Below are 15,447 nucleotides of genomic sequence, written 5' to 3'. Positions count from 1 at the left end.
AAAATTGAAATCTACCAAGTCGAAATGGTTCGGATCACTTCGATTGCCAAGTTACCCGTTCATATTGATGGGCATCCAATTGGTGAAGTACCTGTTACGTTTAAAGTGGTTAAACAGGCATTGAAAGTAATTCTGCCTGCTTTCGCTACACCTACTTATCAACTTCAAGATGATCCCAATCCACCTGTTGCGCTCCCAGTTGATGCGCACACCACAGACGTAGTTACTGGATAGTTGGAAGGACTGCGATCGCACATCAACATTTACTAAGGACAAATGACGACCTAAGTAGTTAATTTTATTTGTACCGACCTACTTACAATCAACAAAGGTGGATTGGTATATACTAAAGAAAAACATTGTGATAATGACATGGTTTTGTTGGATCACTTTCATCCTCCGCTCAGCCAGCGTCGGCATTGGCACGCCTTTCACAATGCTTGGGCAACTTACATCGCCTCAGATTTGAACCAGCGCCTTCCACAAGGATATTTTGCAGAGCCAAATGTACAGTTTGGTATTGAAATTGATGTTGCCGCCTTTGAAGAATCGGTTCAAGCAGGAGTTGACTTACCAATCGACGCTCAACAGCAATGGAAACCGCCAAAACCATCGCAAACCTTATCATTTCAGCCGACTAGTGAAGCTGTCGAAATCAGCATTTTTAACAGTGAGGCAGGACCGATTTTAGCAGGAGCGATTGAACTTGTGAGTCCTGCTAATAAGGATCGACCAAAACACCAAGATGCGTTTGTAGCAAAATGTCAAACTTATCTTCAACAAGGGATTGGACTTGTGGTGGTTGATGTTGTCACTAGTAGAAATGCGAATTTGCATGACGCATTGATTGCTAAAATAGGCACAATTGCTCCGCAAACTTCTAGAGCAAATGCAGGTTTAAAACGAGACATCGGGTTGTATGCAGTTGCCTATCGGGTGGTGGAGCGTTCAAACCAATCGAGCTTGGATATTTGGCTTGAAAGCTTTAGCATCGGTGAAAAACTGCCAACCTTACCGCTATGGCTACGCGGCGAACTTTGCATGAGCGTTGATTTAAATGCGACTTACGATCGCACTTGCCGCGAACAGCGAATTTTACTTTTGTAATTGTCATTCATAAGTGTAAGAATTTATGGTTTGACGAGCTAGGCTGACAGCAGATGATAAAATGGATGCTGCTTGTTCAATTTCTTCACGGGTTGTAAATTTGCCGATGCCAATACGTAGCGCTCCTTCAATTAAATTAGTAGGTAATCCCACAGCTTGAAGGACGTGAGAAGGAGTTTCTACACCCGATGAACAAGCAGCTTACGAAGCAGGCGACGATATTCCTTTGTCCAGTAATGATGACACCAGAGTGTGATAAACTCTAACGTATGAATTTAGTTTTCGTAAATGTACTGCGAGTAATACCTTTGCAAAGCAGCTTCTGCTAATTTTTGCAGTTCTGCTTTATCTTGGTCGGTAAGACTTTTCCATAAAGGTTCCGCAAATTTCAGTACAGTGATTTCTTTGAGGCGGCGCTCGAATTTTTCCAATGGCTTTGTCAGCATGATAGCTTCAATCTCACAGTCAAAAACTAGCAGATACTCTTTGCCAGGAGCAGGACGAGTTCCACGTCCTAATTGCTGAACGTATATTACTTTACTTAGAGTTGGACGTGCCATTAACAGCACCTCTGTTTCTGGTGAATCCCAACCCGCGTTTAAAATATCACAAGCACAAAGAACTTGAATTTCGCCAGCCTGATAAGCCTCAAGAATTTCTTGCCTCTGGCTATGCCCCATTCGTTCAGAAACGTGAGCAGCTTGGACACTACGCCGATTGAATTCAGAAGCCATGCGTTCTGCATGTTCTACATCAATGCAGAAACATACCGCTTGCTTGCCCAAAGCATGATTGATATAAGTATCAGCAATTAATTGATCGCGCAGGGGAACAAAAAGATATTTGCCCAAATCCCCACTGCGGTAGTCAACTCCATTGAAGCGAATATTAGTTAGATCGACGTTGGTACGAACTCTCACACACCGAATAGGTACAAGCAATCCACTGGCGATCGCATCTTCCAAATCTAGTCGATGAGCATAATTTTAAAATATCTCGATCAAGGATTGCCCCTTGCTGTCTTTCCGGTGTGGCAGTTAATCCTAAAATAAATTTGGCTTTAAAGTAACCAAGGACTTTCCGATATGTTTCTGCGGCAGCGTGATGAGCCTCATCAACAATAATGTAACCAAACTCCCGCTCATTAAAGTTAGTTAGTGAAGCTGCCATTGCTTGAATGGTTGACAAGACAATCTGAGTATCTGGTTTAAGATGACGGTTGCGATAAATGGCAGAACTAGCATCCTTCCAAATCTCTGCAAATCTTGCCTGGGTTTGTGACAACAGGGGAGTTCGGTGAGCTAGATACAGAGTTTTCAATCCAAGATTTCGAGCATCAAACAAGGCAATATGGGTTTTGCCTGTACCTGTGGCATGAGTTAACAATGCAATTGTCTTGCCTTGGTTTCTTAGCTCAATTAGCTGCTGTAGTGCATCAGTTTGATGTTCGCGTAAAGAGATTTCACTTCCTTGTTGGCGAGGCAAAAAACCATCAAGAGTTCCTTGTGCAATTTCATGCTCAAGAAACAGAAGCAATTGTTCTTTGATCCGTTCTCTATCAACAGCTAGCTGAACATCTGTCCATCGATAAACTTTCCATCTTATACTATTAGCTCATAAATTTATTTCTGGGCGGGTTGTATTTAGAATAAAATAGTTACGCTCTTGTTTTTACTATTTTTTACTATTATGGAATCTAAAGTTATTTTTGGCAACGCTGTTACTGAAAGCGCAAGTCGAGGGGGATGGTTCTTGGGTCACTTTATCACCCCTGTGGAAGATCCGCGCTCAACTGAAGCACTAGAAGTGAAGTGGGCTAACCATAAAACTGGAGACAGCAGAAAGGAGTGGGCAGTAAATAACGAAGCTACTACACTTTCTATCTTAATCAAAGGGCAATTCCGCCTTACTTTTGAGGATAGAGAGATTGTACTAGCTAGTGTTGGTGATTATGTTCTTTGGTGTCCTGGTGTGGGGCATACTTGGGTTGCTGAGTCCGACTGCACTATTGTTACTGTGAGATGGCCGTCCTTGTCAGGCGATAGTGTGGGAATATAATTTTTATAAATATTTCCCATAATAGAAAGGACAGGCAAGATGCCCATCCCACAAGAAATGCACTTTGGATCACAAATACACAACGCCAATAATTAAATTGTGTTAGAAGCGGTGACGCCCTCGCCCTACTACCAGATCCCGTTCATGCTCACGCATATCAGCAGTAGTTGGTGTTTTGAATCCAAAATAGGCGGCAATTATTGCTGTAATTGCATGAAGCCAAACGTTGTTACCAAAGATTGGTATTAAGCCAAATACCGTATTCAGAACTGGCAGCAATCCCATAATTGCCAGCACTCCATAAAAGATTGCCACACCACGTGCGTAACGACGCGCTCTGATGTACCTGTTGTAAGAAACCAATCCCCAAATACCGACAGCTAAATGCACAATGTTATGGAGAATATTAATGGGGAATGCTTCTAGCAAATAACCATATCCAGTCTTAACAACAACAGCCGGTCCACCAGTACCGGGTGTTGCAACCATACCTGGTATAAAGCCAAAAATACCAAGTAGTATAAACACGATGCCGCAAATCAGGGCAAAATAACGTGTTCCCATAGTATTGAGCTAATAGTAATAGCAAGAATTTTTATTACTATCAAGATAGCTCACCATAAAGAATAAATTTGCCTATCCAAAGTGATATTTTTGAGAATTTGATGTTAATAAATGTTGTCTTTAAGTAAAGTTTTGTGTGTTGGTACAATTAGTTTAGGACGACGCGATCGCGTCCCCTTCTTTTTGCTTGATACAAAGCTTTTTCTGCAGCATTGATCAGAATAGTAGGCTCAGTTTGTGGTTCGGGAATAATGCAGGCGACACCTACACTAACAGTTAGTACATTAGCAGGAAGACCATCAATCCCTGGATAATCACACTCAATTGCTAAAGCTTTGACTTGCTCTCGAATATTTTCCGCCATTTGTAAAGCCACTGTAGCATCTTGTTGAGTGAGAATGGCAAATTCTTCTGGTCCATAACGAGCCGCTAACACTGAACTACGTTCGTATTTAACATTTGTTACCTCATTGTTAGTATAAAAGCTATTATTGCTCAATGTACGCCTAACAACATTACGAATAGCGTTAGCAATTTGGCGTAAGCAATCGTCTCCGGCTGTTTCTCCATAAGTTTTATTGTAAATTTTGAAATAGTCGATATCACATAAAATTAGCGATAAAAAGCGGTGTGAGCCTGCATCCCATAACTTTTGCAGGTATGTGTTAAAATAACGGCGATTTGCTAGCTGAGTTAGTTCATCTAAATGAGAAAGTATACGTAACTGTTGGTTTTCATTTTCTAGCTGTTCAACACGAGTACTGTCAATTTGCTGTTGTGTGTTAAGTTGCTCTCGAAAATACAAGCGGTACAACTCACAAGCAGGGGAAGCGCTCTTGCCCACCAAATTCACCAGCCCCATACTCTGTAACTTATACGCTAGCACTGGCTCTAACTTCACGGGACTTGTAGCTGTTACCACCTGATAAAAACCAGATCTTAGTTCTGGCTGACTTTGCAACGCTAACACGTACTGCCTCAAATGCTCCTGATAAATTCCTGCTTCAAGGGGTGCTTGTTGCAAAAGCCTTCCCAGATCCCTTTCCAATCCCCCCTTGCCTACCAAGTGATACAAAGCTAGCCGCACCAAATAAGGATGTCCCCCCACCATCGCCATCAACTTATCAGCCTCCGAACCATCTGCCCAGTTGAGTCCGTGACGTTCTGCCAAATCTTCTACCTGCTGTTTTGTAAACGGCGGTAACTTGATGGGCAAACCAATATTAAATGGCGATTGAGTTAATCTCAAGGGAACAAGAATTTCTGTGCTGTAAGCCATCACAAGGCGGAGTTTTTGCCAATTATCCACTCTTGTCGCTTGTTCATACCAAGATCGTAGCATTGGCAAAAAATCTGCGGCAATGTCTGGATGCTCAAATACCCAATCCAATTCATTTAATGCCAGAACAACAGGACTTTGCAGGGCGGGTAGTAAATACTCTTGGAAATAGAGTGAGCAACTAATCTTGCTGCCCATTTCTTCGTCCCAATAATCATTGAGTTTTGGCTCTAGCTTTAATTCCCGACTCACATTAGCACAGAACCAGCGTAAAAATTTATCTAGATTGGCAAATACTGCTTTGTCTGCTTGTTGAAAATCTAAACTTACTGTGCTATATCCCAGGGTTGCCGCATGAGCTAAAATCCGTATAATTAGGGAACTTTTTCCCATTTTTTTTGGCGCTTTGATGCATATGACACATCTTTGCTCAGCTATTTGTGCGTATACTAGTTCTTCAACAGGTGGACGAGGGATGTAAAATTTGGAATCAAGGGATACAGGACCATTGGGAAATTCTAGGGATATGGCAGTAGCTGTGCGATTAAATTCTCTAATTAATTGCTGCTGCGCCCTGCTGAGACGCCGCAGTTCTAAACTGGCGCGGAAGTTAGATTTATTAATAGGTTCTTGCCAAAAATCACTTAACAACTGCCATAAACTAGAAGCTACTTTCCTGACTCGCTCTTCTCCGTAGTGTGCTTCAACTGCTATATTGGTGTAAGTTTTTCCCTCCCACGAAGAGCGCAATACCATTTCTTGAAGAGGTGTCAAAGCATTTGGCAGGTTTGCCTTTAGTAGTAGTACAACTTCATCTATACTCATCAGTCATTAGTTCTATTTTGAGATCAGGTTTTCCCAGAATATTCTCTGGTGTAGAAAAAGTTTAGGTGGTAAAAATTTAGCTTATTGTAGCCTCCATTATCGGAATAACAGTTACAATCTGAGAAAAAAGCTACAAAATTATCTTGACATTTTTTAAAAAACATGAAACTTTTGTGGTCAAATGATTACAGCTTTATTCATATAGGCTTTAACTGTCTATTAAAGTATTTTTTTGTAATATAATATACTATTCTTTAGACATATTTAAATTTACTCTGAAAAAAATGTAGCCAGCTTTTCCAAAATTTCGCCTGAGATGGAAAGAAGACAGGTTACATTTTTCCGTTTACGTTTCTCTAGCTTCCATACACATTAGTGATAGTTGCTGATATATATCCAACTCATTCATAGCTAAGTTAACAAATTGTTAACTTCTCCAACTCTTTTCTCGCTTTTACGGTCTGGGTGCGATCAACAGCAAAAGAAGGAGCGATCGGATATCTTCCTCATCATACTGAAGGCTATGCATATAGAAGAATCAGCTACTTGTAAATCCACAGATGCTTACCAGGGTCAAGGCAGTCTGGAACGATTATCTCCACTCAAAGTCACCAAGAGCGTTTACGCTCGTCTAATCAAGACGACGGTTGACTTACGTGTGAGTGTTCGTAGATTTTAAATCAGGGCAAGGTATTTGAGTGGGACGAATCAGGGAAGTTAGTGAAAATGAAGGGGACGGACAAAAATATTACTAAACAGACAGCACAAGAGGCTTTACAACGCCAACTCAAGCAGGATCAACTTTTAAAAAGAATGCGCTCTGGCATTCACTCCTGCTCACGGCTGGAGCCAATGCTGCAAATAGCAGTGGAAGAAGGCAGGCAGTTTTTACAAACGGATCGTATGATCATTTGTCGCTTTCTTCCCGATGGTAGCGGAGTAGTAGCTTTTGAGTCTGTGGCAGCACAATTGACTTTGATTCAGGGCATGGATTTGCCAATTTCTCTGCCTGCCACAATCCGCAATAAAAGTGTTGATGGTAGTTTATCTTACATCATACAAGAGTTCGACCATTATATTAAACGTGTAATTAAGGCATCATGTCAATATGAGGTCAAAGCAAGCTTAGTTATTCCCATTATTTTGGGAGTAGAAGAATTGGAGCCGACGTTATCGGAGCGCCAAAATCCCTTGTGGGGATTACTAATTGCCCATAACTGCCTAACTGAGCGCACTTGGCAGTCATGGGAAATAGATGGGCTTGAACAGTTAAGTGTACAAATAGCGATCGCCGTCCAGCAAGCCCAACTTTTTGAGCAAGTGCGCCGAGAAATCGCCTTAAAGCAATTTTCGCAAGCGATCGAGCAGGAAAAAACTCTTCAGCTAGATAGCACCCTCGAAGAACTCAAACAAGCCCAAGGACAGTTATTACAGAACGAGAAAATGGCGAATCTCGGTCAACTAGTAGCGGATATGGCTAACGAAATTAATAACCCCGTTAACTTTATCCATAACTCCTTGCATCCCGCTAGTCATTATGCAGAAGATTTAATTCGGCTCATTGAACTTTACCAACACTTCTATCCTGACCCAGGAACAGTCATTACCACACAAATTCAACGTCTCGACCTCGATTTTATCAAAACAGACCTGCTAAAATTGTTATGGTCAATGCGAGCAGGGTCTGAGAGGATCACAGAGATTGTCTTTGCTTTGCAGAATTTTTCCCATTTTGATGATGGTCAAATGAGAAAAGCCGATCTGCACGAAGGAATTGAAAGTGTTTTGCGGATTTTACAACACCGCCTCAAAGAACAGCCAGATAAACCAGGTATTCAAGTAATTAAAGAATTTGGGGATCTGCCATTAGTTGAATGTTTCCCTGGGGAACTAAATCTGGTATTCATGAATATCCTCACCAATGCTATTGATGCTTTGGAAGACAGAATGAGGCTAGATTTCTCTTTCATGCCCGAAATTTTGATTCGCACACAAGTGGTTAGCAGCCACTTGTCATTAGTAGGTGGCAACGAATATAGGGAGAAAAATTCCAAGAAACAAAAAGTCATAATTCGGATTTCCGATAATGGCAAAGGCATTCTTCCCCACATTCAAAGACACATATTTGAACCTTTCTTTACCACCAAACCTATGGGTAAAGGTAAGGGATTGGGGCTATCTATTAGCGAACAAATTATTGTTGATAAACATCAAGGTAAGCTCAGGTGTAACTCTCGCATTAATCAAGGTACAGAGTTTGTCATTGAGATGAATACAAAAGCAAGAAACTACGCCGACATGAGAAAACAAGCTAGCTTTTAGGGGGATATTCTTGAACACACAACAAGATACCCGACTTCTTTAAGAAGTCGGGTATCTTAGTTTAAAATAATAACGGTATGAAAAGTATCGCCATGACTTCAACCGTTCCTTTTAAAAATCGCAAGTTACCCTCCCAAGCATTAGGAGCTAAAGCTTTCCATTGGCTGAACATCATCAGCTTATCGCTCATGCTTACCAGTGGACTACAAATTTACAACGCTAACCCGGTTTTTGGTGGGCGTGAGGGATTACACATTCCTCTGATATTTACTTTAGGTGGTTGGCTTGCAGGAGGTAGGCATTGGCATTTTGCTGCTATGTGGTTATTTTCTTTGAATCTTTTCTGGTATGGAATTTATATTTTAGTTACCAGGCGTTGGCGACATCGGTTTGTGGGTGTTAACGATCTTAATGCTTTGCAAAAAAGTAAAAATCCTCAACGTCTAGTTTATGCTTGGCATCGGATTGTTTATACGGCGATTTTTCCTGTTTTGTTGCTGGCTTTGTTTACGGGTATTGGTATGTATAAGCCTGCTCAATTTCCTTGGATTGTGGAGATGTTTGGTAGTTGGCAGGCTTTGAGAGTTGTTCACTTTTCTTCGGTGCCAATTGTGATTGTTTTTGCGATGCTTCATTCGTGGTTGGGGCGGAGGGCTGGGGGTGAGCGGCTTACGGAATCTATGTTTTGGTGAATTGAATATAAAATCAGATAATTATGAGTTTAATTCGTGTATCTCGTGGTTTGACACGTCGTCAGTTTTTTCAGGTTTCTGGGTTTGCTGGGTTGAGTTTTTTTCTGGGTGGTTGTGGTGCGCCTTTGTTTGAGGATTTGGTGGGGAAGGTTTCTGAACCTTTGAATCAAAAGGTTGAGGCTTTGCTGTTTAATCCGCAAAAGCTTGTTCCAGAGTTTTTACCAAGTGAGGTTGAGCCAGAGGGGTTGATTGTTAATACTTTTAGGAATACTCCAGTTATTGATGAACAGAAGTATCGTTTGATTGTTGATGGGGAGGTAGATAATCCTCTGAGTTTAAGTATGGCTGATGTTCGGGCTTTATCTAGTACTTCGATGATTATTCGTCATGTATGTGTTGAGGGTTGGGCGGCGATTGTGCAATGGGGTGGGGTTCGTTTGCGAGATGTTGTTGCTCTTGCTCAACCTCGAGCGAATGTAAGATATGTTTATTTCAAGTCGGCTGATGGCTATTATTCAAGTTGGGATATTGCTTCAGGACTACATCCCCAGACTTTGTTGGCTTATCAAAAAAATGGTGAACCTCTGCCTGTTGATAATGGTGCGCCTTTGCGTTTGGCTTCTCCGGTTAAACTTGGTTATAAGCAAAGTAAGTGGGTGACTCAAATTACACTGGTTAGTCATTTATCGCTTTTTAAGGGTTATTGGGAAGATCAAGGTTATGAATGGTTTGCAGGACTTTGAAAATTTGTTAATAGCTATTAGCAATTAACAATTAACAATTAACAATTAACAATTATGAACTTTTTAAAAAAGTTAAATGAAGCATCTCAAAATCAAAGTTTACTTTTTGTCGGGCTTGATCCTAATCCTGAGATGATGCCTTCTCGATATGAATCCTCTGATCTTATCTCTAGTCTTTGGGATTGGTTACAATTTATTATTGCGGCAACATGCGATCGCGTCTGTGTTTATAAGCCTACTCTTGGTTTTTATCAGGCTTTGGGTACTCCTGGTTTGGAACTACTACAGCACACTTTGAGTTCGATTCCGAAGCATATTCCAATTATTCTTGATGCTAAGCACAGTGATTTAAATACTAGTACGATTTTCGCACAAACTGTTTTTACACAGTGGGGTGTGGATGCAATTACTGTAAGTCCTTATGTTGGACAAGATCTGGTTGCGCCGTTTTTGGTTTATCCTGGAAAGGCGGTGTTTGTTTTGTGTTGTACTTCTAATCCTGCGGCAGTAAAGTTACAGCAATATCCCAACAACACCAACGATTTACCACTTTATTTACGGGTAGTGCAGGAATCCAAAACTTGGGGAACTCCAGAACAATTGGGCTTGGAGGTAGGCACGACAAAAGCTGAGGTTTTAGGGCGGATTCGAGCGCTCGCACCGGAAAGAACTATTATAGCTCGCAGCATTTGGGCAGAGGGAAGTAATCTGAGCGAAATTCTCGCTGCTGGTTTGAATACTAACGGTAATGGTTTATTGATCCCTGTTCCCCAAGATATGTTATCACAGGATAATTTAGCTCAACAAGTCCAGTCTTTACATGAAGAAATTATACAAGCAAAAACTACAATTATTAGTAATGCTTTAAGTTGTTCTGTCTGGATACCTGATGTTTGTTTTTTAAATCAGCACCCTTATCAGGATTTGATTTTACAACTTTATGATATTGGTTGTATCATGTTTGGCGAATTTGTACAAGCATCTGGAGCTACATTTCCTTACTATATTGATTTACGTAAAATTATTTCTACTCCCCAACTTTTTAATCAAGTTCTCAGTGCTTACGTCGATATCTTAAAAACTCTTGAATTTGATAGAATAGCTGGTATTCCTTACGGTTCATTGCCTACTGCTACTGGTTTAGCTTTACAACTTCAACGCCCAATGATTTTTCCTCGTAAAGAAGTTAAAGCACATGGAACTCGCAGGGTAATTGAAGGTGAATTCTATCCAGGTGAAACTGTTGTGGTAGTTGATGATATTTTGATCAGTGGCAAAAGTGCTATGGAAGGAGCAGGAAAGTTAAAATCGGCGGGATTAAATGTTAATGATATTGTGGTACTTATTGATCATGAACAAGGAGTGAAAGAGCGGTTACGAGAAAATGGTTATCGTGGTCATTCAGTTTTAGCACTTTCGCAAATTGTAGAAACCTTACATCAAGCTGGGCGAATAAATCAAGAGCAATTAAATGCTTTCTTAGCAGTGTGATTGGATAGCTTTTGAGCGGGAGCATGTCATTTTTGTAACCGACACCCGCCCATGGTGTGGCTACACGTTCAAAGCCTGCGCAGGCTAGAAATTTGAAGCTTGCTCGTAGTTAGTGCTTTAGCGCACTCAGCGCTAACTACAAACATTTAATTTGTGATATCCATCTAAATGACAGATTTGACAAATTTCTCTAATCTATCCATGCCCTTCTCAATTGTTGCCATATCTGTGGCATAGGAAAGACGAATGTTGTCATCTGCACCAAAGGCAATACCTGGAATTACTGCTACTTGCTCTTTTTCCAGTAGAGCATTACAAAAATCTAGGGATTTGAGTCCAGTTTTGCTAATGTCTGGAAACAGGTAGAAAGCACCCTCTGGTTTGGTACAACTTAATCCGGAAATGGCGTTAAGTCTTGCTAACATAACTTGGCGTCGTTGAGCAAAAGCTTGACGCATTTCTTCTACACAGTCTTGCGAACCTTGCAAAGCTGCGATCGCACCATATTGAGCAAAAGTACACACATTCGATGTACTATGTCCTTGAATGGTATTCGTCGCTTTGATCAACTCTATTGGTCCTGCTAAATAACCAACGCGCCACCCTGTCATTGAGTATGCTTTGGCAAACCCATTACTAATAATAGTGCGGTCAAAAATTTCCTTTCCAAGCGCACCAATACTTACGTGTTCTGCACCGTCGTAGAGAATTTTCTCATAAATCTCGTCGGAAACAACAAGAATATCGGCATCAATTATTACCTCTGCCAGCGCCTTAATTTCTTGGGGTGTATATACCATCCCAGTAGGATTAGATGGCGAGTTAAGGACAAATAGCTTAGTTTGGGGTGTAATTGACTCGCGTAAAAGTTGGGGGGTAATTTTGTAACCAGTAGAAGCATCTGTGTTCACAATAATTGCATTCCCCCCAGCCAATGTCACCATTTCCGGATAACTTAGCCAGTAGGGCGCAGGAATAATTACCTCATCTCCTGGTTCAATTAGTGCCAAAATTAAGTTAAAAAGGGAATGTTTACCGCCATTAGTGACGATGACATTTTCGGCTTTGTAGTCAAGCCCATTATCAGCTTTGAGCTTATGAGCGATCGCTTCCCTTAACTTTGGTTCACCTGCTGCTGCACCATACTTAGTCTTACCTTCATCCAAAGCCTTTTGGGCTGCAGCTTTGATATGCGCTGGGCTATCAAAATCGGGTTCCCCAGCACTAAAACTACAAACATCAATTCCTTCTGCTTTCATAGCCTTAGCTTTCGCCGCGATAGCTAAGGTTAGAGAGGGTTTTACATGACTTACTCGTTCTGCCAGCTTCATCGTCACTTTCTTGGGCAAACTTCTCACCTTTTAAACAATACCTCACAATCTTGAGCGAGATTTGTCTTTTAAGAATTCCTTAGCAGAGTACTAATGCTTGCGCGACGAAATACACCAGGAGGAAAGCCATAAGAGCGTTTAAATGCTTGATTAAATGCCACTTCTGAATCATAACCAACCAGCACCGCAATTTCCTTAACTGTCAAATTTTCGTCGTGTAGCAGTTCAACAGCTTTTTGCATACGATAATTTGTTAGATACTTCAACGGTGGAGTGCCAACTAACGCTCTTTTATGTCTCTGGCGGTAGTAAAATAAACCTGTTTTCCGTTAGGTGCTTGAGGTGTGAGGTTGATTCCGAGAAAAGCTACAAGTACAATCACCATAGTAGACCAGTACTGTGATGAGTATAAGGACTTATTCCCAGAAGTAAGAACGTTTGAGAACTTCAAATATCTTCATGTAGGAATTTTGTCGGATATTAAACGAAAATCTTTACCAGAAATAGCAAAGTCTGTAGGTTTACATGATGCACAACCATTACAAAATTTTCTGACAGATTCACCTTGGTCAGTAGTAGAGTTAAGAAGTAGGCGATTAGAGCTAACTTTAAAAATGCTAAAAGGAAGAGCATTTAAGTTAGTAATTGATGAAACAGGAGATAAAAAGAAAGGAAATCATACTGATTATGTGTCAAGGCAATATATTGGGAACTTAGGGAAAGTTGAGAATGGTATAGTTTCGGTGAATGCATATGGGGTATTAGACGAATTAACATTTCCGCTAATATTTTTAATATACAAACCAAGAAAAAGACTTAAAGAAGGAGAAGCGTACAAAACTAAACCTCAGTTAGCAGTGGAAATTATTGAAACACTAATTGAATGGGGATTTAATTTTGATTTAGTCTTAGCTGATAGTCTTTATGGCGAAAGTCCGACATTTGTATCAGCACTAACAAAATACGAAAAACACTATTTACTAGCAATAAGAAGTAACAACAAAGAATTGGTATCACCGCTTCAAACAGCTCCTAACGGAGAGTGGTCAGAGTTTGAGCGTGTATTTAATAATGGGAAACAAGAAAAAAGATCTATACAGCAAATAACTTTTGATTTAGAGAAACCAGAAACATATTGGCGAATTACAACTGACCCAGAACAGTTACCAAAAAATCAGACATGGTATGTTAAAACAGATTTAAAAAGTGATGTATCATCAAAGCTAGGAAATTTTTATGGGCTTCGTAATTGGGTCGAATATGCTTTCAAGCAAGGTAAAAATGAACTAGGTTGGGCAGATTTTCGGCTGACAGAATACCATCAAATAGAAAAATGGTGGGAAATTGTTCTGAGCGTTTATTTCTTTGTAAGTTTACATGCTCAGGCTAGAAATGAATCATTCAGCCACCAATCATCCGAGTCAAATAATGTCGAACCTTCAGGTTTTAGCAAGCATGAGTGGTGGGATTACAAAAAAGGATGGAAATCTACATTAAACAATATAAGATTGGTTATTCAACCATACATTTTTTGGAATTTAATCAAACCTTGGTTGACAGTTTTTATTAATGAAAACTTGCAGGTGGGATTTGAGAAAATTCTAGAAATTATGAATTGCTTTCCTGGCTATGTACCAGTGGATTCTGGATAAAAATAAGTAGGTGCTTTTACTCATGAATTTTCAATGATTCACTCTTAATATGTGTAGAATGTATCCAAGCTTAAAACAAAGTTTCAGGATATTCGTGGGGATTTTTTTTCTTTGCCAGAACTCAAGCTCGGAATATAACGAAGATCAACGATGACATCGCTCATGCAAAACTGCAAGACTTTTTAAGATTCGAGATGTTTTTCTCTCGCTAGAGACATAAAAGAGCGCTAATTTACGCGCTTGGTATCAACAGTTTGGTGATGTTGCGGCTCAAGCTGTGCAGGCAAATAGCATTCCTTATGTTGTTCATGTATCTAGTGGAGGAGGCGGCGTCATTAATGCAGGTCCAGTTTCTGGATTACACGATGTTGAGGGTGCTTTAGATGCTGTAGCTACCAATATTTTACATTTAAGGTGCGGCAACTTTATGGAGAATTTTTTGACTCAATTGCAGGCAATTCAGGATCAAGGTTGCTTTTATTACCCTGCTCCTGGTGATTATCCCATCCCGATGGTTGCTACACAAGATATTGCAAGTGTCGCTGCTAAATATTTGCGCGATCGCTCCTGGGTTGGACATAATGTATTAGCAGTTCACGGTGCAGCCGACTTGAGTTTTGACGAGGCGGCGAAAATTATGTCTGACGTTTTAGGGAAGACTATACGCTATGTATCTTTGCCACCAGAGCAGTTTCGTCAAGTTTTGCTTTCCCACGGAGCCTCTGCTGATGGCGCTGAGCAATTTCTTTTGATGTTTCATGCTTTTACTCAGCAAAACGCCTATGCAGCAGAACCGCGCACACCACAGACGACAACAGCAACAACTCTTGCACAATGGGTGAAAACAATGCTTATACTGCGTCCATCAGTTCAAACACGGCATATGAGCGCATTACCCAAACAATCATAGATTGCTTGCCGGAATTCTTCTAATTGTGTCAGGATCATCACGCAATGATTTACAGATTACATTCATTTACTTTACAGCAGTCAGTGTTACTACTGATTGCTTTTCTTTTAACCCTTTAGTCTTCAGTGCAGTATTTATGTCGATTTTTTATCTCTAATTCTCTAAGTACTTTTTTCTGAACCTGAGCTTTTAGTCCAAACTCCAGTATTTATCCAAAAGACTTACCTGCTCTTCCTCCTGCCGTTTTTTAGTCCATCGAACTCACGTTGATTTAACGTTGTTTCAAACCGTGGCTTTGATGTCGGCTGAAGATGAAAACATCACCAAAAATGGTTATTTATGGGCAAGTGTAGGAGAGGAAAAGGGGTGAAAGCTTAGTTTTACGGTACAAAATTTTGGGTAGTGGTAAATATGTAGTGATAAGGCAATTTTAGTCACTCAAATTATTTCTTTTTAGCTGTTTAAATTGGAAA

At 40.4% G+C, this 15,447-nt stretch carries 16 protein-coding genes and 1 pseudogene; 10 read left to right on the top strand and 7 right to left on the bottom strand.

Translation table 11 applies throughout. From position 1 onward, the window contains the following. Positions 1-234: pseudogene (locus ICL16_RS17065) on the top strand (hypothetical protein); the annotation flags it as partial. A gap of 138 nt (positions 235-372) precedes the next feature. Beyond that, positions 373-1,107 carry a DUF4058 family protein gene (locus ICL16_RS17060; RefSeq protein ID WP_190829877.1) on the top strand — a complete coding sequence of 245 codons (735 nt, stop codon included), beginning with the start codon at positions 373-375 and terminating at the stop codon, positions 1,105-1,107. A gap of 3 nt (positions 1,108-1,110) precedes the next feature. Here ICL16_RS17060 and ICL16_RS17055 read toward each other — a convergent pair whose 3' ends face one another. From ICL16_RS17055 to ICL16_RS17045, 3 genes are all read right to left on the bottom strand, one after another. Then, a complete protein-coding gene (locus ICL16_RS17055) occupies positions 1,111-1,260 on the bottom strand; it encodes a hypothetical protein (protein ID WP_238360813.1) in 150 nt (49 codons plus the stop codon). Positions 1,261-1,382: 122 nt separating this feature from the next. Beyond that, positions 1,383-2,072: a DEAD/DEAH box helicase gene (locus ICL16_RS17050; RefSeq protein WP_190829875.1), complete on the bottom strand. Its 690-nt coding sequence runs from the start codon at positions 2,070-2,072 to the stop codon at positions 1,383-1,385. Beyond that, positions 1,996-2,643, bottom strand: a complete 648-nt coding sequence (locus ICL16_RS17045; protein ID WP_190829872.1) for a DEAD/DEAH box helicase family protein — start codon at positions 2,641-2,643, stop codon at positions 1,996-1,998. The genes ICL16_RS17050 and ICL16_RS17045 overlap by 77 nt, the downstream gene beginning before the upstream one ends. A 153-nt stretch (positions 2,644-2,796) precedes the next feature. Between ICL16_RS17045 and ICL16_RS17040 the strand changes: the two genes are divergently transcribed. Further along, complete coding sequence (locus tag ICL16_RS17040) at positions 2,797-3,165, top strand: signal peptidase I (RefSeq protein WP_190829869.1); 369 nt, start codon at positions 2,797-2,799, stop codon at positions 3,163-3,165. Positions 3,166-3,267: 102 nt separating this feature from the next. Here ICL16_RS17040 and ICL16_RS17035 read toward each other — a convergent pair whose 3' ends face one another. Continuing rightward, positions 3,268-3,729, bottom strand: coding sequence for a DUF4383 domain-containing protein (locus ICL16_RS17035; RefSeq protein ID WP_190829867.1), 462 nt, complete (start codon positions 3,727-3,729; stop codon positions 3,268-3,270). Between the two features lie 148 nt (positions 3,730-3,877). Further along, complete coding sequence (locus ICL16_RS17030) at positions 3,878-5,833, bottom strand: AAA-like domain-containing protein (RefSeq protein WP_190829865.1); 1,956 nt, start codon at positions 5,831-5,833, stop codon at positions 3,878-3,880. Positions 5,834-6,257: 424 nt separating this feature from the next. On the opposite strand from ICL16_RS17030, the gene ICL16_RS17025 reads away from it, so the two are divergent. The 5 genes from ICL16_RS17025 to ICL16_RS17005 all read left to right on the top strand — a co-directional run bounded on the left by ICL16_RS17025 (position 6,258) and on the right by ICL16_RS17005 (position 11,081). Next, positions 6,258-6,512, top strand: a complete 255-nt coding sequence (locus ICL16_RS17025) for a hypothetical protein (protein ID WP_190829863.1) — start codon at positions 6,258-6,260, stop codon at positions 6,510-6,512. A 47-nt stretch (positions 6,513-6,559) separates the two neighbouring features. Next, the gene (locus ICL16_RS17020) at positions 6,560-8,155 is read left to right on the top strand and encodes a GAF domain-containing sensor histidine kinase (RefSeq protein WP_190829860.1); all 1,596 of its coding nucleotides are present in this window, start codon (positions 6,560-6,562) and stop codon (positions 8,153-8,155) included. Positions 8,156-8,247: 92 nt separating this feature from the next. Beyond that, a complete protein-coding gene (locus tag ICL16_RS17015; RefSeq protein WP_190829858.1) occupies positions 8,248-8,847 on the top strand; it encodes a cytochrome b/b6 domain-containing protein in 600 nt (199 codons plus the stop codon). A 23-nt stretch (positions 8,848-8,870) separates the two neighbouring features. Continuing rightward, positions 8,871-9,590, top strand: coding sequence for a molybdopterin-dependent oxidoreductase (locus tag ICL16_RS17010; RefSeq protein WP_190829856.1), 720 nt, complete (start codon positions 8,871-8,873; stop codon positions 9,588-9,590). Positions 9,591-9,644: 54 nt separating this feature from the next. Beyond that, positions 9,645-11,081 carry a bifunctional orotidine-5'-phosphate decarboxylase/orotate phosphoribosyltransferase gene (locus ICL16_RS17005; protein WP_190829853.1) on the top strand — a complete coding sequence of 479 codons (1,437 nt, stop codon included), beginning with the start codon at positions 9,645-9,647 and terminating at the stop codon, positions 11,079-11,081. 164 nt (positions 11,082-11,245) lie between these two features. Here ICL16_RS17005 and ICL16_RS17000 read toward each other — a convergent pair whose 3' ends face one another. Beyond that, positions 11,246-12,412, bottom strand: a complete 1,167-nt coding sequence (locus ICL16_RS17000; RefSeq protein WP_190829882.1) for a pyridoxal phosphate-dependent aminotransferase — start codon at positions 12,410-12,412, stop codon at positions 11,246-11,248. Between the two features lie 68 nt (positions 12,413-12,480). Continuing rightward, positions 12,481-12,654: a helix-turn-helix domain-containing protein gene (locus ICL16_RS16995; RefSeq protein WP_238360812.1), complete on the bottom strand. Its 174-nt coding sequence runs from the start codon at positions 12,652-12,654 to the stop codon at positions 12,481-12,483. A 102-nt stretch (positions 12,655-12,756) separates the two neighbouring features. Here ICL16_RS16995 and ICL16_RS16990 point away from each other — a divergent pair, with 102 nt between their 5' ends. Next, entirely contained in the window at positions 12,757-14,064 is a 1,308-nt protein-coding gene (locus ICL16_RS16990; protein ID WP_190829849.1) for an IS701 family transposase, read from the top strand. 277 nt (positions 14,065-14,341) lie between these two features. Beyond that, positions 14,342-14,974, top strand: a complete 633-nt coding sequence (locus ICL16_RS16985) for an NmrA family NAD(P)-binding protein (protein WP_190829846.1) — start codon at positions 14,342-14,344, stop codon at positions 14,972-14,974. Positions 14,975-15,447 lie beyond the last annotated feature (473 nt).

The organism is Iningainema tapete BLCC-T55 (assembly GCF_014698965.1).
Classification (GTDB): Bacteria; Cyanobacteriota; Cyanobacteriia; order Cyanobacteriales; family Nostocaceae; genus Iningainema; species Iningainema tapete.
This window is presented reverse-complemented; position numbering and strand designations above follow the sequence as displayed.